A 19,678-nucleotide genomic window follows, 5' to 3' on the forward strand; every position below is an offset into this window, starting at 1 on the left:
AATAATCACATTGCTCATGTTGGTACCTCTATGCATAAATAATTTGAAACAGGCGCGCACTTTTTGCAGGCTGACTCACCGCCAGACAGTTTTCTTTTTTCCGGTACTCCCAACTGCAGGGCAGATCTTTGGGATACACAAGCCGTACTTCACGGATTTTCTTCTTGCAGCCATCCAGCGGGATTATGACACAGTCCCCTTCATCCTCTACACGCCACAGCGCCAGATGGGCACATTCTTCGTTATAAAATCCCAATGAAAACCGCTTGTCATCAAATGCAGGCATTCCAAGCGGCCAGAACGGGAAGGAACTGCCGATCAGATGACGGCAGCCCTTATAGTAATCCAGCGCCTCTTTGATCAAAACCTTGTTTTCCGCCGCCAGCCGGGCCAGATGTCCGCTCTGGTGAATGCGCATGGTCATGGCGTTTACCATATTAAAAGCGGTCTGCTCCAAGTCCGCGTCAAATAACGGGTATGACCACACAGCATTTTGCTCCGGAGTCACCGCGGCAGGAGCCGCCGCTGAAATCGCCGCATAAGCAGTATATTCGGTCTGGTCACTGGAGGACTGAATGCTGTGCCGGGTAAGCAGGGCATCATTGATGCGCATCCCGCCGCTGCCGCAGTTTTCTATGATTAGGTCAGGATAAATTATGAAAATATGATCCAGCCATTCCAAATAGGCCCTGTTATGGGAAAGAAGGCCGTCTCCGGCGCTGTCGGCCGCCCGCTGTGTGCCAATTCCGGCATTGATGTTATAATCCATCTTTATGTATCCTGCTCCGTATTCCTCCACCAAACGCCTAATCACGCCGTCTGCAAACTCCCGCACGGCAGGATTACGGAAATCCAGCTGATATCTTCCATGATCGATAACCCGTTTTCCGTGACGCATAAAAAACCAGTCGTCAGGAAGTTGGTTCGCAATGGGACAATGGATACCCATGACCTCAATCTCCAGCCACAGTCCCGGTATCATCCCTTTCTCCCGGATATAGGAAAGGACTTTATGAATTCCATTTGGCCAGCGTTCCTTTGCCGGTTCCCATTCCCCTACTCTGGACCACCAGGAACCCCGGGCATACCAGCCTGCATCAATAGTGAAATATTCGCAGCCAATTTCCGCTGCCGCATCGATCAACGGATATTCTTTTTCCTCACTGGGATCTCCTCCCAGACAATTCATAAAATCGTTAAATATGATCGGAAGCTTTTCATTATCCGCATTTTTCCGCCGCATTGTACGCCGCCACACCATCATCTGCGCCACCGCGTCCTCAAAGCTTTCCGTCGTCATTGCAATCGCCGCGTGCACGCTCTCAAAGCTTTCCCCCGGGAGAAGTTCCCGATACCAGTGATTTTCTACTTCTGTGGGACCGGAAAGCTGCAGATAAAGCTGATCCCTGCTGTCCCCGATTTCCCAGTGCCAGGAGCCATTGTGGACAATGGAAAAATACCAGCCCTCTTTGGTCAGAGTGTCTGACACATAGCCCATAGGCAGATATTCATAAGAATTCCATGTGCCCGTAGACGAATAGCACAGGCGCTTTGTGGAATACTGAAATACTTTATACATACCAAGCTGAGGCAGTGTATTGGTTTTCCACTGAAATTCCCCGTACCAGCTATTTGAGGGCACGGAAAGCTCTGCCGCCTGATCCCAGGGCACTCCTGCCGATTTGGTCAGTCCGTTTAAGCAAAAACTGGAAATATAAGTAAGACCTGCGGACTCATTTCCTCTATTTTCCACAACCGTCCAGCTCTCCACCACCGCTGCCGCACCTGTAAATAAAAATCTGCTCTTTACGAAAAGTCCGCTCACCGGATCCTTCTGTACAATCGTAATGAGGCGGCCCCTTTCAGTCCTGTCATCCAGAAGCCGTTCAAATAGGAGCCGCCGCCCCGGCAACGTTCCCGTATACTTTGCGCCGTGATGGTCATCCTGATCTTCTCCGGCAGCCTGCACCTCTACCAGACGGTATCCTTCCAACTCCTTTTCTGCAATAACAGTCTCTCTAAAAGCACTCTTCTGACAGTGAAGAAAAAAAACTTCTTTCTTTTCGGAAACCATAAAAACCAGATGAATTCCGTTTTCCTCTATATAATAATACTGTCCCATTTTTCATCCTTTTTCCGGACACCTCCCTCCTGTGGTAATGCCCGTTTCCTTCCTGTTTGATGTCTGCTACAGCCAGTGTGTCTTAAATGCCGGCTCTTCCGTCCCGTCATAGTTCTCTTTTTCCAGAAAAGTGCCTGCGTGCTTCGGGATTAATGTAAACATAAAGGTTCTTTCTTCCTGCGGGAACAGGATTCTGTCATTGTCCTTCCCTAACAGATAGTACTGATTTCCGATAAGTTCGCAGCCTGCATCCAGAGCCGCTCTCTTACCGGTATTTTTGACAGTAACCACCGCACTCCGCCTGTTTTCCGGCAATTCTGTAAAGTTCACAGACAGGATTTCTATTTGTGTTTTCTGTTTGAACAGGGACGCGAACACTTCTTTTTCCTCTGTGCCGAAAACATATGTATTTTCCGATAGCAGGGTATGATCCGCCTCCAAAATGGCGGTCACAAAAATCAAGTCTTCCTCTGGCACCGGAAATCTCACTTCTCCAACCTTTGTACTTTGGTTTTCGGCTGCATCCACCGACAGCTTTTCTTCATACAGAAACTGTCCGGCGCTGTTTCGCACATAAACAGCCGCAATTGCCCTGAATGCTTTCAGACTATTGGATACATACACGGGAAAAGCGGCAGTTTCTCCGGCTTTTAGACAGAGAGTCCGGTAATCCAGGGAAATATGACGGGCCTCATAGGCTCTTTTCATTTGATAATAAGCGGTTTTCGTTTCTCCATAGTAATCCACCAGATTTGTACAGGAGGCATTGGGCCAGGGCTCATTTAACTGCCAGATGATGACACCGCTGTTCTGATACGCTCTTCTCCTGTCCGCCTCAAGAATAAACCGAAGGCCTTCCGCCTGTACATACTGACTACATCTTGTGAAACGCTCCAGATTGTCCGGTGTTTTTTCTATGGGGCCAAACAGGCTGCAGTCTCTGAAATATGTCCCCCACCATTCGCCGTGATGCTGCCAGTCGGCATCCCCGGACATGGGTGTGGGGCGCAAAGAGCTTTCCGGCAAAAATTTCTGCAGGCTCTTCACGCTGCAGGTTCCGTCCATGCCGAATTCGCTGTGGAAAAGATTGTCCGACTCCCCGTAAAGCACATAGTGGTCAGGATTTCCTTCATACCGCCAGTTACCGTGTACATCATGGCTGACCCCTTTTTCCTGTGTCACAAATTCTCTGGGTCCGGATGCGGACGTGGGAAGAAAAGCTCTGTGCCCGTCATATCCGGTTACAATTTCCTGCAGCATGGCAATGTTTTTATTTTCCAGGCCACAGGGACTGTTATGGGTTTCCATCAGCTCATTTCCTCCGCTGTAAACCGTCAGGGAAACATGATTTCTCTTCTCTTTTACCGCCGCTATTGCCGCATTTTTGAGCAGTTCCAGAAAAGCAGCATCCTCACAGGGCTTATTATCAATACCGGAACTGGACTGGATAAATTCCTGCCAGATAAGAATCCCGTTTTCATCACAGAGTTCATAAAAGTCTTCCCTTTCAATCAGCCCGCCGCCCCAGACACGGACCAGATTCACTCCGGCATTCACTATGGCATCAACCAGATGGGCATACTGTTCCCTGGTAACATTGCCGTAAATATGATCCAGCGGAAGTATATTGACACCCTTGATATAAATTTTCCTTCCGTTTATCACAAAGGTATAAGGCAGCGCATTTTCATGCGCCCTCTCGTTTTGTTCCATGGAAAAAGAACGGACTCCGGTCCGGATTGTCCGGCAGTCCAGAATTGTGCTGCTCTCGTCCGCTTCCTCACACAGTTCAACTTCCACCCTATACAGCGGCTGGGCGCCTATACCGTTTGGATACCACAGGGAAGGTTCTTTGACTGCCAGCGTTTCATTCAGAAAGCTGTCTGTAAGGGATATCGTTTTGGTCAGGCTGGGACTGTTATTCTCTCCCCTTCCATAATCCGGATCATAGACATTCAGGCGCACACAAAGTGGCCTTTCCTTACGTTCCCGCTCATCCGTAATCTCCGCCTTCACGTGCAGGATCCCCCTGCCGTCCGCATAATCCGTATCTACATACAAATCCTGTAAGGCTGCCTCCGCCTGCGTTTTTAATATCACATCCTGCCAGATGCCGATATTAACTAAGCGGGTGGAGAAATCCCATTTGTAATTAAAGCGGCTTTTCTGGGTGGAAGTCCGGGAGGTATAACCAATCTGACCCATTTCCCGGGGCACACCTTTTAAGAGGACCACCAGCTTGTTTTCCTCTTTGAGCTTTCCGGTCAGATCCACACAAAAAGAATCATACATTCCCTTATGGGTTCCGCAGTTTTCATCATTGAAAAAAATCTCAGCCTCATAATCAAGCCCCTGAAAAACCAGATACCATTTTTTGCTTCGCAGGCTGCACCCTTCCATCACGGCCGGGAATGTGGTGCGGTACATCCACCAGCGGTTTTCTACCCACTCACAGTGGAGGCTGTTTTTTCCAAACCAGGGATCTTCGATCAGCCCTGCCTTCCAAAGATCATAATGTACCCCGCCGGGCACCTTCGCTGCAATCCAGTCCGTCACACCGTGCAGGAGCTGCCCTGTTTCCATACTCTTTTCTTTAACCGGCACATACGGCCAGTACCCTTTTACTTCCCATTTCTGTCCGGATAATGACAATTTCATGTAAATTCTCCCGCCTGAAAGCAACATGGGCCGAAGCGTACGGACTTCGGCCCACATCAGCTTTTCTTTATACATAAATTTTAAATGTTTTAATTTCGTAACAGCCGATTCCGAAATGCATTTTGTTGTCAGATAATTCTATCTCTGTTTCCTGCTCTTCGCAAAGGTCGGTTTCCGTCACCCGTTTCACCGTTCTGCCAAAAATCAAGCAGACATCGCTGTCCTTTTCATTTTTATATTCATATAGACGCACCACTACTGCTTTCCGGTCCTCAGACATCTTGATGGTATCCAGCAGCACATGGCTGCATTCTGTGGAAACAAAACTACCTGCTGCAAAGCCTTGCATTGTATCTGTTCCTGCAATCTCTTTTATCAGAACGGGCATATTTAAGTTTAATGCAGCCTTTGTCACATCCGCGCTCTCTGCATTTCCTGCGTGGGGATACAGAGAATAGGTAAAATGATGGACTTTTCTGTCCGCCGTCTCATCAGGGCGCACCGCGGACTTAATCAGAGATAAACCCAGAACATTTTCATGGATGTCATAGCCGTATTTACAGTCGTTGAGGATGGCTACGCCGTAGCCTTCCTCGGACAGGTCCGCCCACTTATGTCCCGGCACCTCAAAACGTGCGAAATCCCATTCCGTGTTGGTATGTGTGGGCCGCTTTAAATTGCCGAACTGAATTTCATATGTCGCTTCCCGGGCATGCACATCCACGGGGAAATAAGTTTTTAAGAATACCTGTTCTTCTTTCCAGTCTGCCATTGTCACAAAATCAATCCTTCTGATCTTTGCATACAGAATCATGTCCTGAGACAGGCTCGATTTATTGAAGGCATAGCGCTGACGGATGATTGTCCGGCCACTTTCCGCAATCACTTCCCTGCCTGTCAATACAAACGGTGCGTAAGGCTTTTCCTTATAATAAACATCGATATCCCAGGCATCAAACCGCTGGGGTTTATCTTCAAACGCCGCCAGCACATTCATCGGTCTGCCGCAGTCGATCCGGCGGTCATTCTCCAAATCATAAAGGGATACTATCTCACCGTTTTCATTTAATTCTATCGAGTAAAACGGGGTGATGATGCTGTTGCCTGCAACCCTGACGTCAGATGCCGGACACTCTTTTGCCTCCGCAATCTGCAGCGTCTTATAACCGTAAGCGGGAATATTTTTTACGTACACAAGGATGCCGGCCTCTCCCGCACTGCATTCCAAAAACCCTGTTTCATCCACAAAAAACGTGTCCTGCGTGACCTTCTCCCCATAGGGTATGTGCACCAGATCCTCCCTCGTAAAGCCTGTCGTATTATACAGAACAACAGAATCACGGTTTACCCGAATATCTGCCGCCAGCGCTGAGGCTGCTCTTTCCAAAAGCCTGCCGCCCTTCTTTGCGATGGCTTCATAATCTGCTGTGGTATCCTCGTAAACCTGACGGATGGAGGAACCGGGCAGGATATCGTGGAACTGATTTAACAGCATCCGTTCCCAGATTTCATCCAGCGCTTCCTTCGGGTAGTCACAGCTTTTGTCCAAAGAAGCCAGGGCGGAGAGAAACTCTATGTTATGCAGCAGGATTTCCGTCTTTCTGTTATACCGCTTATTGGCAGCCTGTGAAGTATAAGTTCCCCGGTGCAGTTCAAAATAAAGCTCTCCGTCCCATTTGCCCAGTCTGTCGTGATCTGTCTTTTCGTATATTTTTTCAAAATACGCTTCCGCGCCGATATTGGCAACTTTCGGAATGCCGGGAATGTTTTTCATCACACGGCTCTGCTCCAGCATCTCACGGGTCGGTCCTCCGCCTCCGTCTCCCCAGCCAAAGGCGATGAGCAGATCTTCGTTTTTATCCTTGTCCTTATAATTTTTCCAGACACCGGTCACTTCCTCCGGATCCATATGTCCGTTATAGGTGTAAAACCAGGAGCCATCTTCCGGAGTAGTGATAAAGTGAGTGAAAATTTCACTGCCATCGATACCCTTCCACATAAAAGTATCATAAGGGAAGTGGTTGTACTGGTTCCAGGAAATTTTCGTAGTCATGAAGTACTTCATGCCGCTCTTTTTCATGATCTGGGGGAAAGCGGCACTGTATCCAAAAACGTCCGGTAACCATACCAGCGTTGTTTCCTTTCCGAATTCTTCCCGGATAAATTTCTTCCCATATACAAACTGACGTACAAGCGATTCTCCTGAAGGCACGTTGGTATCAGGTTCCACCCACATTCCTCCGGTAATTTCCCACCGTCCTTCCCTGATACGCTGTTTTACCTGTTCATAAATTTCAGGATAATCCTCCTTTAAAAACTTGTAAAGCTGAGGAGAGGAATGCATGAAACGGTATTCCGGATATTGTTTCATCAGGTTTAATACCGTGGAAAAAGTGCGGGATGCCTTTTCCCGTGTGGCGCAAAGCCGCCATAACCATGCCATATCAATATGAGAGTGCCCCACGCCGTAAACAGTAGGTTTGATTTCTTCCGCTTTTGCCAGTTCTTCCAGCTCTCCCGCAAGAAAGTCCAGCGCATCATGCACGGATTTATAATAGGATTCCTCTTTGTAGTTTAAGAAATCCACTTTTTTAAAGGTATCATTCAACAATCTGGTGAGACGGACTCTCTTCAGATCATTCTCATCCAGCAAAAGTGCGCAGCGGCGTACCGTATCCGCCATAAAGCAAAACCGGTCCACCTGCATATCCAGCTTTACCAGCTGCGCCAGCTTAAAGGTGCGGAATTTTGGCGGCACCAATACGCCGCTCCATGCTTTCAGAGCGAGATGCATCTGTGTCTGTCTGCACAGCTTTTCCTCCAGCAGCGCCTCCTCATGCCAGACATCTATGCCCTGTACCGGTTTTCCGTCGATGTAAAGCAGCGCTTCAGCCGTGGAATCGCCGCCATCTCTGGGGCCCACCAGCATTTTTAATGCCAGTTGTCCTCCTGCAAAGCTTTCCGGCACCGAAATTGTAGTGCAAAACCACGCCACCTTATCATAGCCGCCCCAAGTATCCCACAGCTTAAAATCTGCCCAGCTGCCGTCGTCGTAACCGGGCGTGAAAGCATCATCTTTTTTTTCATCCATGGAAGTTTCAAAATATTTCCAGGACTCGATATCCATCGATTCCAAAATCCTGGAAGGCCGGATGTCCTCATCAATATATTTTTCTATTTTCTCCAGTACAAAATTAGGATCTTTTACCTTCATTATCCGTTTTCCTCACCATCACTCATTGTAATAAGTTTCCTGCCACTGACAGTGCCGCATAGTCGCCCAGCTGTTCTCCAAGGCCTGCGGGCACCACCTGACACACCTTGCGAGTATAAGACAATGCTTCTTTCGCAATAACCTCTTCCATTGGGGCACGCATAATCTCCTCCTGGCGTAAAAATACGCTGCCAATGATAATGCGCTGAGGATTTATAATATCCATCAGCATGGCAATTCCTCTGCCCAGCATTTTTCCGGTATCCTGCAGGATAGCAAGGGCAAGTTCGTCCCCCGTCTGCGCCGAAAGGCCGATATCCTGCGTTGTCACCTCTTCGATTTTCTGCCCCCGGTTCAAAATTGCAGTCTGCTTCCCCTGATCAATCCATTCGTGAATTTTGGGGATACCATATCTGGCAATTCCGCCGCCGCTGCAAAAACCCTCAAAGGATCCCTTTTTACCGTATCCCTCCGGACCGGTTTTGGCCAGGCGCACATGTCCCACCTCTCCTGCCATATCATTGGTACCGCTGTAAAGCTTTCCATTCAAAATCATACCCGCACCCAGCCCTGTTCCAAAAGTCAGGAAAATCAAGTTCTTCATCCCTTTTCCCGCGCCCCAGATCCACTCCGCTAACGCACAGGCATTGGCATCATTCTGCACACTGCAGGGCACGCCAAAGTTCTCCTTAAAAGGAGTCACCACATCAATCCTGTCCCAGTCAGGCAGATTCGGAGGACATAGAATCAGTCCATTTTCCGAATCCAGAGGGCCGCCGCAGCTTATGCCGATGGCTGACAGCGAAATTTCCGAATGGACTGCCACCATTTCCTTTAACGTATCCACCAGCTTTCCCACCGCTTCTGCAGGTTTTCCCGGGGTTGAAAATTTTTCTTTGAAGAGAACCGTGATGTCCTCTCCCTCCGCCTTTCCAATTGTGACGGCACATTTGGTGCCGCCGATATCGATTCCCGCCAGATATTTCATCCGAAAAATTCCTCCTCAATCATTCTGCACCCTCCTGCTCTTTTGCTATCTTTTTATTCCATTTCCAGCATGTTCACTTCTGCGATGGGCCTGCTACAGTCATAAGGAACCTTAATTGTCTTAATCTCACAGGGCGCAAAGGTAAGTTCCTGTGTCCTATCCATAAAGGGAATCTTTAAAAACGCTTTCCCCGCCTGCTTTTTTGTCTCATAGGCGCGGATGATAATGCCGTCCCGATCCTCGCACTCCTTCACAGCCGTAATAATGGCATGGTCACAATCCAGGGACAGGAAGGAGGCCTTCTGTGTCTGCCGCCCTTTATGATAAGTCTCAATTACAGTTTTAGCCTTCCTGTTTAATTCTCTGGCGCGCTTCACCACATCTGCATCCTTCCAGGAGCCTGTATGGGGAATCAGCATATAGGTGAATTCCTGGATGCCGTCATCCACGAAATTGTATTCTACGCCTTCCTCCAGCACCTTCGGATCATGATGGGCAAAAACAGAATTCTTTAATACCGTCAGGTTCATCTCATCCACAGACATGTTGTAGCTGTACTTTGCATCGTTGGCAATAGCAAGTCCGTACATCACCTGCTTTTTAAAGTGCTCACCTGTAAAATCAAACCATGTCTGTCCAGGTTCTTCTTCTCCGTTGGCGCTCTTTTCGATATAGCCGTATGGAATCTCATAAGTGGGCCTTCTGAAGTTAAAATTCACCGGATAGCTGATTTTTAACTGCGTCTGGGGTTCTCTCCAGTCTACGTGAACCTTCACTTCCACATAGTCCAGTTCCCGGTAAACACGGAAGTCCTGCAGTACATAGGACTGGTTGTATTTATATTTCACGCGGACGGTGGAACGCACCGGTCCCTCTTCCAGCACTTTTTTGTAAACCAGCTTCATATCGCCCAGCTGTTTGTCAAACTTAAAGATATTGTGGGCCCAGGTGTCATATTTATCTTCGATAACCACCAGCCGTCCGCCTTCACGGCGCAGCACCTCAAGGGCAGCATTTTTGTCGAAGAGGCTTGAAAGGTATCCTGTGGATTCGGAGAAACAAAGCATAAATCTGTCATTTTCCAGCGTGGAATCCGTAACAGGAACAGACGGAAAATAAGGTGCGTCTTCTGCATTTAAGTAAAGCTTGAACAGCGCATAACCCATGGAAGGCAGCTCCGCCGTAAAGATCAGGCGGGACTGTCCGTTCACCGTCGCTTCGGACTGGATGCGCTGTGCTGCAATCACATTTCCCTCTGCGTCTGTAAGCTTAAACGTATCATTGGAAAGCCCTCTGACCTCAAGATCAATGACCATCTTCCCCTCCCATGCATGGGAGTTGAACACTACGATGGGGCGCATGGCAGTATCCTCCGGGATATCAATGTCCCAGGAAATCGCCTGCAGCGCATAGTTTAATCCTTCCTGTCCCACTGCCATCGCCTGTCCATAGAGGTAAGAAGCATCTTCATAAGCGGACGGAATGCTGGTTCCTGCCAAAATATCATGGAACTGATTGAACAGCACCCCTTTCCATGCCTTATTAAAATCTACGGGGTAGGGCTGGTTTTCCACAACCTTTGCAATACTGCTCCAGCTTTCCGCTTCCACTAATTTATCCTCTGCCCGGCGGTTTCCCCGCTTTACCCGTGACATTACGCTGTAACATCCGCTTGCGTGATGCTGTAAATCTCCGATAACTACCGGATACTCTTTTCCGTTCTCCCGTATATGATCAAAGAAGCTGCCCGTTGTCTCCATCTCCATTATCGGCATATCTTCCCTGTCATTCAGTGTATGGATGCTGTTAATATTTTCTTTGGTAGGGCCGCCTCCATGATTTCCCACACCGTAGAACATCATTAACTCGTCTTCTCCGTCTGTGAGTTCACATTTTAAGCGGTCCGTATATTTTTCCAGATCCTTGCCCCAGGTACAGTATTCGTAGGGGATACGGTAAGCCATCACTTCAGAGCCGTCCATGGACTGCCATTTAAAGATTCTGCACGGCAGCCCTTTTTCCAGCGGCATAGGCCGCATGAAAACATAGTTATCCATGCCGCTCTTTTTTAAAATCTGGGGCAAATTCCCGTTGTGTCCGAAGCTGTCCACGTTATATCCGGTTGTTGCCATTCTGCCGAATTTTTCATAGAAATAGCGCTGTCCCATTAATCCCTGACGGATGAAACTTTCGCCGGAAGGTATGTTGCAGTCCGGCTGAACCCACCAGCCGCCCACCAGTTCCAGACGTCCCTCTTCCACACGTTTCCGGAGTTTGGCAAACATTGCCGGATTATTCTTTTCCACCCATTCAAAAAACGCGGCGGAACTACAGGAAAACCTGAAATCTTCCGTCTCATCCATACGGTCCAGAGCCGATTGAAAGGTAGCCTTCGCCTCCTGAAACCCCTCCTGCCAGTTCCACAGCCACACCGGATCAAGATGTGCATTTCCAATCATATATAACTTTTTCTCTTTCATATTCCTTCCTCCAAAGTCTTTTTCCGCAGAAATTGCCTGTTTCGTCAGCGTTCCAGCAGATCGGTCACGTTGTATGTGCCGTCTATTTTTATTTTTAATGTCAAAATCTCATAAGGCTTGATTTCATAGTCCATTTTTTTCCCTGCCAGCAATAAGACTCCCTTCACAGCCTTCCCTTCGGTTTCAAACAGCCTGATGATCATGGCGCCTTCCTTCTCTGCCGCCTTTATCGATCCCAACTCCACGTTTTCCTCTTCCAGCACAAGGCCGCCCCAGAAAGTCTCCCTCCGCTTTCCTTCATGCTGGTTATCCGAAAGCACCAAAAGCTTCTTCGCCGTCTTTTCCGCCTGACGGTATCTTTCTCCTGCAGCCAGTGCCCTTCCGTGGGGGCAAAGGGTAAACGTGAATTCCTGTTTTCCGATATCCGTATATTCATATCCTTCAATGGGATTGTACCAGTCAATATTCCAGCCCTGGGCATAGATGGCACTTCTGGCGACCTGAAATTCCAATGTATTATTGTCCATCTGGAACTCATATTTACAGTCATTAGCAACGCAAAGTCCCGCCTTCCCCTTCTCCGTCACATCCACAAAACGATGCATGCTGTACTCCATCCTGTCCTCGATGGGACTGCTGACCGTCTGATACGCCGCTTCCCGATAAATGACATCTGTCTGTCCGGCCAGAGGATAACACAATTTTAACATCTGCCATTCTCTGTCCCAATACAACCGGTTTACAACTTCCACCTCTTTAGCATCATGATACAGAATATAATCCTGCTTTAAAACACTGCCTCCCAGCCGGTAGCAGGCACGCACCACCTTTCGGAATTTTCCTTCTTCCACCAAATACAAGGATTCAAAGGCAAGGCGTTCCCCGCTGTCTTTAAATTCCCGTTCCTCCTGTTCATGTCCCCAGGTATCCCGTTCATCCAGCCAGACAGGGAAAAATGCCTTTCCGTTCAATGCCTCATATCCGGTTTCTTTATCAAAAAGTGAAACCAGGCAGCCGCTTTCATCAAATACAACTCTGATATGTGTGTTCTCCAGTACACAGCCGGAAAGCGGAGCGCCGCCGCTTTCCCTGCTGTCATCGCAAAGAGCCGATTCCCCTACTAAAGTACGGTAAACGGCAAATCCCAGCGCCGGAATGTGTGCCTGAAAGATAAGTCCTCTTCTTCCTCCCACATTGTAATTTCTCGCCTTTGCTCTGGTATGCACCCGCTGGTAGGGAATCTCCTTACCGTCCGGATTTTTTAAAATCAGACCGTCCTTACAAAACCAGTTGACTTCCACGGCCACATCCCCATGGTAGTTCTTCCCCGTGGGATTGAATAACAGAAGCGGAAAGCCTTCCCCTGTGGTATCCATCTCCTGCAGCATATGCTCCATTGCCACAGTCCAGAGTCTTTTGGCTTCCGCACAGACACCGGAAAACTGATAAATCGCTTCATCCCTTGCCGGCTTAATGGCTGTACCGCCCAAGGTATCGTGAAACTGATTGAATAAAAGCGTCTTCCACAGTTTCTTCATCTCTTCCTTCTTATGAGAGGGAACATTCTTTTGTAAAAACAGGCTCTCCATGGCCAGCACGCTGTCCGCAGTAAACAGCCTCCCTTCCGCTGTCCGGTTGCTTTTTTTCAACCGTCCGTCCATCACATAGCAGCCGGTATTCACCCCATCGAAAAAAGCCTGCATTACTGGCAGCTTTTCTGCTTCTTTTGTATTCCGGCTGTCAAAATACTCCCGATAACTGCTGAATTTCATCTCTGTATCCGGATATTCTTCCCGCAGTCTGAAAATACTCTTTATGTTCTCAATAGTAGGTCCGCCGCCGTGATTGCCCACCCCAAAACAGCAGGGAATCTCTGAGAGTTCCTCCCGATCCGCCGCAGCTTGTGCAAGCTCAACAGCGTTCTTTGTTTTTTCAAAAAACCAGGTAGTATATTCGCTGGGCAGGCTGATGGCATTTACGCGGCTGCCGTCAATGCTCTCCCAAACAAATACCGGCGTATCCAGGCGCGGGCGCATGAAAACATATTCCTCCATGCCGGATTTCTTTAATATTTGGGGCAGCATGGGATTGTGCCCGAAACTGTCTACATTGGAGCCGGTACGGCAGATAACTCCGAACTTCTCTTTAAAATAGGACTGGGCATACAGCCCCTGTCTCACAAATGCCTCCCCGCAGGGAAGGATACAATCCGGTTCGATAAACCAGCCGCCGGACAGTTCAAAACGGCCTTCTCCGACGCGCTGCCGGATTTCTTCAAACATCTCCGGTGCAACTTCCTCAATCCATTCAAAAAAGGCAGCTGAAGTGGCAGTAAATTTCACATCGGGAAATTCCCGCAATCTGTCCAGCGCAGAAGAAAATGTCGCCTTGACCTCCTGCATCCCTTCTTCCCAGTCCCAGAACCAGACCGGATCAATATGAGAATTTCCAATCATGTAGAGTGTTTTCTTCTTCATCATCTTCTCCTTAACCTGTTTCAGTTCTCCAGATGTAACGGCGCCCACACTGTCTGAATAGGCAGGGTATGATCCAGTTCATAGGATCTGCGTCTGCGGAACCATTCCAAAAGCCTTGCATATTCCGGCTCTTTGGCCTGATTATGCTGCTCGTCAGGATCGTTTTTTTTATGATAAAGCTCTTCCACCAGGTCATCCGGCCCGGATTCCTCACAGTGAAATATGTATTTCCAATCCTTTGTTTCTAACATCTGCCAGTTCCTTCCGGATTCCGAAAAACTGTATTCCCTGATATGATCCGTTTCCTTACGCAGAATAGGCAACAGCGATTTTGCCGGAATCTGACTGGAAAAGGCAAGTTTTTGTCCCTCCAGCTCCGATACCGGAATTCCTGCACTATCCAGAATCGTTGCCGCCACATCCACCAGTGAAACCGGACTGCTGCATTTTTTCCCTTCTATGTAATCCGGATGGCGGACTGCCAGCGGCACTGTACAGGCCTCCTTGTACGGAACTGCTTTACCCATCCGGTTATGATCGCCCAGCATTTCCCCGTGATCTGCCGTAAACAGAATCACTGTTTCCTCCAGAATTCCTTCTTCTTCCAGATAATCCAGAATTCTGCCTATCTGCACATCGATCAGCCGAATCATAGCGCGGTAATTACGCCGTTTTTTCCAAAGCCCTTTTTTCTGTTCAACAGTTAACGGTACGTCTTCAATAAAATCATCATTTTCTTCATATACCTCCCGCTTTATCCAATCCTCAGGCGGGTCAAAGGGCATATGGGGTCCGCAAAAGGAGGTAAACAGATAAAACGGTCTGTCCTTCGGACGGTTTTTCAGCATTTCCAGAGATTTTTCTGCCGTTACCATATCTATATAATCCTTTTCCGGCAAAATGGAGGGACGTGTAGCTTCTTCTTTATGTAAAATTCCTTTTTCCCCCTCCAAACTTTCTTCCACAAAGTCCAGATAAGGTTCCAGGAGATTTTTTTCTTCCAGATACTCTCCGTAATCGCAGAAATTCCGCAGCATCAGCTGTTTACCTGCGGATTCCCACAGTTCATCAAAGCCGAATTTTTTTATCTCCTTTTTTAGTTCCACCAAATTTAAAATTTTCCCTCTCGGCGTTCCTGACGCCCAAGTTGCTAAATAGTGCAGCTTTCCAGCTCCCATCGTATAATACCCATGATTTTGCAGCACTTGCATATAAGTCGGAATTGTCACATTCAAATCCCCATACATTGCGAGCGTTCCGATTTGATGCGGATATCTTCCGGTAATCAGGGAAGTTCTGGCCGGTGCACAAATGGGATTGCTGCTCTGACAGCACGAAAAATCACAGCCTTTTGCTATTCGATCGATATTAGGGGTCTCAATCTTACCGCTGCCGCTGTAGCCCACATAGTCACTCCGTAGTTCATCTGCCATAAATAAAATAATGTTTTTTTGCTTTTCCATTCTGCCTTTCCCTTCATATAATAATCCCCACACCGCCAGCTTCATCCGGTAGTGTGGGAAGCGTTCATCGTCAGGCTTTATTTGCACTTTGCAGATAGTTAATAATCTTATCTTCCACCAGAAGCTGTACCGCTTTCTGGAATTTCACAGTGGTTTCTTCATCATAGGCATTCAGTTCTGTCTCGGTAAGATGGCCTTCTTTTCCGACAACGGCAAGCATCGCAAGCTCCAGATCGGTGGCAATATTCACCTTGCTTACGCCGCCTTCAGGCAGCTGTGCTGCTTTCACCACCATCTCACTGGGCACTCCGGAACCGCCATGTAGAACCAGCGGAACTTCTGTCAGCGTATTGATCTCCTCCAGGCGCACATAATCGACTTTGGGCCGGCGGACCGTATATACACCGTGAGCTGTGCCCACGGAAACCGCCAGACAGTCCACACCGGTTTTCTGACAAAACTCTTTTGCTTCTTTTGGGTCGGTATAAAGTTCTTCATCGGTATCCGTCTCTACGAAATCGTTTGTGCCTATCTTGCCCAGTTCCGCTTCAACGGTTGCATGATAGCGCTTTGCCATTTCCACCACTTCTTTTGTCACCGCTACATTGTCGGCAAAATCCATTTCCGAGGCATCTATCATGACAGAGGTAAATCCTGCTTCCAGCGCTTCTTTGATGACATCCAGTGTTTTGGTGTGATCCAAATGCAGGGCAAGGGGCACCTGGGGATTCAACTCTTTTACCACCCGGTAAAACGCATCTGCAAACTCTTTTACTCCCACCTTATGCCGTATCACTTCTTTTTCCGAAAGCTGCACGATTACTGGTGATTTTGTTTCCATTGCAGCGCAGATAATCGGTTGGATCAGCTTCGTGTATCTTGCGGAAAAAGATCCTACTGCATACCGGCCTTTCTTCGCATCCTCCAATAATTTTGTTAAATTCTCTACATTTGCCATTTTATTCCCTCCACAATTTCTGATAAACTTTAATACCTCATGCGAAACACCGCACCTATTTCACTGCCCCGCCCACGTTCATTCCTTCAATGAAGTAATTCTGGAAACAGAAGAACAACAGCAGGATAGGAAGCATGGAAAGGAAAGAAATTGCCATCAGGTAGTTCCACTCCGTATAGCCCTGTCCTTTAAATACCTGCAACCCGAGCTGCAGGGTATATTTCTTAGGATCGCTCAAATAAAGCAGAGGCCCCTGGAAGTCGCCCCAGGCGTTTTTGAAATTGACCAGCGCAACCGTTGCCATAATTGGTTTGGTCAGCGGCATAATCAGCTTACCCCATATGTAAAAGTGTCCGGCTCCGTCTACTCTTGCCGCTTCAGACAGCTCATTGGGAATGGTCTGGTAGAACTGACGCATCATAAAAATATGGAACGCATTACCGCAGAATACCGGAACAATCAGAGGCAGGTAGGTATTCACCCAATGCAGTTTTGACATAATGACAAAAGTAGGGACCAGTGTCACAAATCCAGGGATCATCATAGTTGCCAAAACCACTTTAAACAGCGTTTCTCTTCCCGTGAATTTAATTTTCGCAAACCCGTATGCAATCAGGGAATTGGAAAATACCGCCCCAATCACGTTAAAGAATACGATCATCAGCGTATTGGTGATATAACGTCCGAAAGGTGCTTTGCTCCAGGCGATCCCAAAATTTTCAAACATCGGCTTTTCCGGCAGAAGTGTAGGCGGATAAGCCGCTACTTCCGGTGCGGATTTCAGTGCCGTACTGACCATCCATGCAATAGGGAACAAAATGATGAGTGCTCCGATGCAAAGAATAATAAACAGGATAATGTCTCCAATCTTACGTTTCCGAATCATTCGTTATCCCCTCCTTCATAATAAACCCATTTTTTGGATACCTTCTGGTTGAGCACCGTCATGAGCATAACGATTGCAAACAGGAACCAGCACATCGCATTGGCATATCCGGTATCGTAATTCTTAAATGCCTGATTCCACACATGCAGATTATAGAACAGCAGCGATCCCGCCGGTTTGCCCGTACCGTCTCCGGAGAAAATGTAGCCTTCCTGAAATACCTGGAATGCACCTATGATACCGATGGTCAGGTTATAGAAAATAATCGGTGATAAAAGGGGAACGGTGATCTTTGTAAACTGCTTTAATCCGGTGGCACCATCCAGTGCGGCCGCTTCATAATAATCCTGGGGTATGCTCTGTAGTCTTGCCAGATAAAGAAGCATCTGTCCGCCCAGCCCCCACACATGCATCAGCACGATGGCAGGTTTTGTCCAGTTGGGATCGGTCAGCCACGCCGGACCCTTGATACCGATAAGCCCAAGCATAGTATTCACCATACCGTTGGCAGGATCTAACAGCAGCATCCAGAGGAAATAAGTTCCAACACCAACCATTATGGATGGCAGGTAAAAAATTGTGCGGAATGTCCGAAGCCCGAAAATGGATTTATTTAAAATTACCGCAACAATAACACCCCCGGCCGTAACTAACGGGATGTTCATCACCGCATAAACCGCGGTGTTTTTCAGGGATTTCCAGAACAGCTGATCCCGCGTCAGCATATGCAGATAGTTACCTGGGCCAATGAAGTCAATCTTTATCATGTTGTAATCTGCGAAGCTTGTAATAAAGGAAAAAACCATAGGCCCCAATGTGAATACGAGCATACCGATAATCCATGGCAGGATAAAAATGTAGCCGTAAACATTTTCTCTGCTTTGCCTTTTTTTAATGCCCAGCTTCAAAAGTATTTTACCAAACATAATGCCTTCCTTTCTTAAAGAAAAAGGGCCCCTATACATTTCTATATAAGAACCCCTTCATTTCCTAATTTATAGTGTCTTCCCGGAAAAGTTATTTACCGCTGTTGTTCGCAATAAAGTCTTCCAGTGCTTTCTGCGCATTGTCAAGCGCTTTGTCCGTAGGAGTCAGTCCCAATGTGCCTTCTTCAATCAGAGGGTTTACAACAGATGTATAGCCCTGTATCTCTTTAACGGTTACGTTTGTTGCAGTTTCTTCCAGACATTTTGCCAGAGCTTTGGTTACAGGGTTTGACAAAAATTCGCTGTTAGGATCCAGATCATTTCTTGCGGAAAAATCTTTCAGATTTTGCTGCATATATTCCTGATTTTCTTTTCCGGTAATGTACTTGATAAATTCATAGGATCCTTCCGGACATTTTGCCCCTTTGGGTATTTCCAGCACGAAACCGTCGCCATTTACCATGTGTCCGTTGCCCTCCTTAAACTCAGGCAGGGAAATCACACCATACTCCAGATCAGGAGCCGTATTCGCCAACGCTGCCGGATAAGCGGAAGTATGTACCCACATGGACACCTTGCCGGAGGCAAACGGATCTGTCATACCATTTGCCACAGCCGCATTGATTTCATTATATGTACTCTGTCCGTAATAATCGATCTGGTCTCTGATCCACTTGAACGTTTCTTTGTTGGCGTCTGTATTCACAGTCGCTTCCAACGTTTCCGGATCATACCAGCCGCGTCCCTTATTCATGTTAAATACCCATGTATCCACACCGCCGTTTCCAATAACAGGAAGAAAGCCGATTCTGTCCCATGTATCGCCGTTCTTCACATCCAGCTTACGGGCTGCATCCACAAGATCGCTCCATGTCTTAATATCCTCCGGATTGATGCCGGCTTCTTCAAAATGCGCTTTATTGTAAAAGATACCTCTGGTATCCACATTGTAAGGCAACGCATATACCTCGCCGTTTTCATCAGAACAGGCCTCAATGTACTGATCGTAAAATCCGCCTTTTACATCGTCTGTCAGATACGGACTTACGGACTCTACCTGGCCTTCCGCCGCACGGAACTGCACGCCGCTTAAATCGTTTGCTATAATATCACAGGGATTACCAGCAGCAATCTGTGCAATATTCTTCGTAAAAATATCCCCCCATGGGATATCTACATATGTAACATGATATTTACTCTGCGATTTATTAAAATTGTCAACCATGGTGAGCATATGCGGTTTCCGCGTTTCAGAACTCCACCATCCCCAAAACTCCAGTTCTACTACCTCGGCATTATCCTCTGCAGGAGCTGCTTCCTCACTCACTGAAGAATTTGCCTCCCCATTTGCAGCGGATGCCGCACTCTCCGTATTTTTTTCACTGCTGCCGCATCCCACCAGCGTGGTAACTGCCATTGCTGCAGTAAGTAAAACTGCAAGTAATCTCTTCCTCATAAACTTTTTTCCTCCTTTTTCTTATCACTCTTTCTTTTTATTTAAGGTTT

11 protein-coding genes are annotated in these 19,678 nt (G+C 47.6%); all 11 read right to left on the reverse strand.

Annotation, left to right across the window (positions count from 1 at the left end):
- Positions 1-28: 28 nt before the first annotated feature.
- Positions 29-2,122 (reverse strand): glycoside hydrolase family 36 protein, encoded by a 2,094-nt coding sequence (locus DXA36_RS12795; protein WP_118679758.1) that lies wholly within the window; start codon positions 2,120-2,122, stop codon positions 29-31.
- A 66-nt stretch (positions 2,123-2,188) separates the two neighbouring features.
- Positions 2,189-4,780, reverse strand: a complete 2,592-nt coding sequence (locus DXA36_RS12800; protein ID WP_182479053.1) for a glycoside hydrolase family 2 protein — start codon at positions 4,778-4,780, stop codon at positions 2,189-2,191.
- A 67-nt stretch (positions 4,781-4,847) separates the two neighbouring features.
- Complete coding sequence (locus tag DXA36_RS12805; protein ID WP_118679762.1) at positions 4,848-7,994, reverse strand: alpha-mannosidase; 3,147 nt, start codon at positions 7,992-7,994, stop codon at positions 4,848-4,850.
- Between the two features lie 22 nt (positions 7,995-8,016).
- Positions 8,017-8,982 (reverse strand): ROK family protein, encoded by a 966-nt coding sequence (locus DXA36_RS12810; RefSeq protein WP_118679764.1) that lies wholly within the window; start codon positions 8,980-8,982, stop codon positions 8,017-8,019.
- Positions 8,983-9,035: 53 nt separating this feature from the next.
- Positions 9,036-11,462 carry an alpha-mannosidase gene (locus DXA36_RS12815; protein WP_118679766.1) on the reverse strand — a complete coding sequence of 809 codons (2,427 nt, stop codon included), beginning with the start codon at positions 11,460-11,462 and terminating at the stop codon, positions 9,036-9,038.
- A 44-nt stretch (positions 11,463-11,506) separates the two neighbouring features.
- Positions 11,507-13,939, reverse strand: a complete 2,433-nt coding sequence (locus DXA36_RS12820) for an alpha-mannosidase (RefSeq protein ID WP_118679768.1) — start codon at positions 13,937-13,939, stop codon at positions 11,507-11,509.
- Between the two features lie 20 nt (positions 13,940-13,959).
- Positions 13,960-15,402 (reverse strand): sulfatase family protein, encoded by a 1,443-nt coding sequence (locus tag DXA36_RS12825; protein WP_182479054.1) that lies wholly within the window; start codon positions 15,400-15,402, stop codon positions 13,960-13,962.
- Between the two features lie 70 nt (positions 15,403-15,472).
- Positions 15,473-16,360, reverse strand: a complete 888-nt coding sequence (locus DXA36_RS12830; RefSeq protein WP_118679772.1) for a class II fructose-bisphosphate aldolase — start codon at positions 16,358-16,360, stop codon at positions 15,473-15,475.
- 55 nt (positions 16,361-16,415) lie between these two features.
- Positions 16,416-17,246, reverse strand: a complete 831-nt coding sequence (locus DXA36_RS12835; protein WP_118679774.1) for a carbohydrate ABC transporter permease — start codon at positions 17,244-17,246, stop codon at positions 16,416-16,418.
- Positions 17,243-18,172 carry a carbohydrate ABC transporter permease gene (locus tag DXA36_RS12840; protein ID WP_118679776.1) on the reverse strand — a complete coding sequence of 310 codons (930 nt, stop codon included), beginning with the start codon at positions 18,170-18,172 and terminating at the stop codon, positions 17,243-17,245. Before DXA36_RS12840 ends, DXA36_RS12835 begins: the two co-directional genes overlap by 4 nt.
- 91 nt (positions 18,173-18,263) lie before the next feature.
- A complete protein-coding gene (locus DXA36_RS12845; protein WP_118679778.1) occupies positions 18,264-19,628 on the reverse strand; it encodes an ABC transporter substrate-binding protein in 1,365 nt (454 codons plus the stop codon).
- Between the last annotated feature and the right edge of the window lie 50 nt (positions 19,629-19,678).

The sequence above is a fragment of the Eisenbergiella sp. OF01-20 genome (assembly GCF_003478085.1).
GTDB lineage: Bacteria > Bacillota > Clostridia > Lachnospirales > Lachnospiraceae > Eisenbergiella.

What these genes read in the sequence shown, in the direction of transcription:
- DXA36_RS12795 (WP_118679758.1), bottom strand. Translation starts at nt 2,122, where the DNA reads ATGGGACAGTATTATTATATAGAGGAAAACGGAATTCATCTGGTTTTT.
- DXA36_RS12800 (WP_182479053.1), bottom strand. Translation starts at nt 4,780, where the DNA reads ATGAAATTGTCATTATCCGGACAGAAATGGGAAGTAAAAGGGTACTGG.
- DXA36_RS12845 (WP_118679778.1), bottom strand. Translation starts at nt 19,628, where the DNA reads ATGAGGAAGAGATTACTTGCAGTTTTACTTACTGCAGCAATGGCAGTT.
- DXA36_RS12810 (WP_118679764.1), bottom strand. Translation starts at nt 8,982, where the DNA reads ATGAAATATCTGGCGGGAATCGATATCGGCGGCACCAAATGTGCCGTC.
- DXA36_RS12840 (WP_118679776.1), bottom strand. Translation starts at nt 18,172, where the DNA reads ATGTTTGGTAAAATACTTTTGAAGCTGGGCATTAAAAAAAGGCAAAGC.
- DXA36_RS12815 (WP_118679766.1), bottom strand. Translation starts at nt 11,462, where the DNA reads ATGAAAGAGAAAAAGTTATATATGATTGGAAATGCACATCTTGATCCG.
- DXA36_RS12825 (WP_182479054.1), bottom strand. Translation starts at nt 15,402, where the DNA reads ATGGAAAAGCAAAAAAACATTATTTTATTTATGGCAGATGAACTACGG.
- DXA36_RS12820 (WP_118679768.1), bottom strand. Translation starts at nt 13,939, where the DNA reads ATGAAGAAGAAAACACTCTACATGATTGGAAATTCTCATATTGATCCG.
- DXA36_RS12835 (WP_118679774.1), bottom strand. Translation starts at nt 17,246, where the DNA reads ATGATTCGGAAACGTAAGATTGGAGACATTATCCTGTTTATTATTCTT.
- DXA36_RS12805 (WP_118679762.1), bottom strand. Translation starts at nt 7,994, where the DNA reads ATGAAGGTAAAAGATCCTAATTTTGTACTGGAGAAAATAGAAAAATAT.
- DXA36_RS12830 (WP_118679772.1), bottom strand. Translation starts at nt 16,360, where the DNA reads ATGGCAAATGTAGAGAATTTAACAAAATTATTGGAGGATGCGAAGAAA.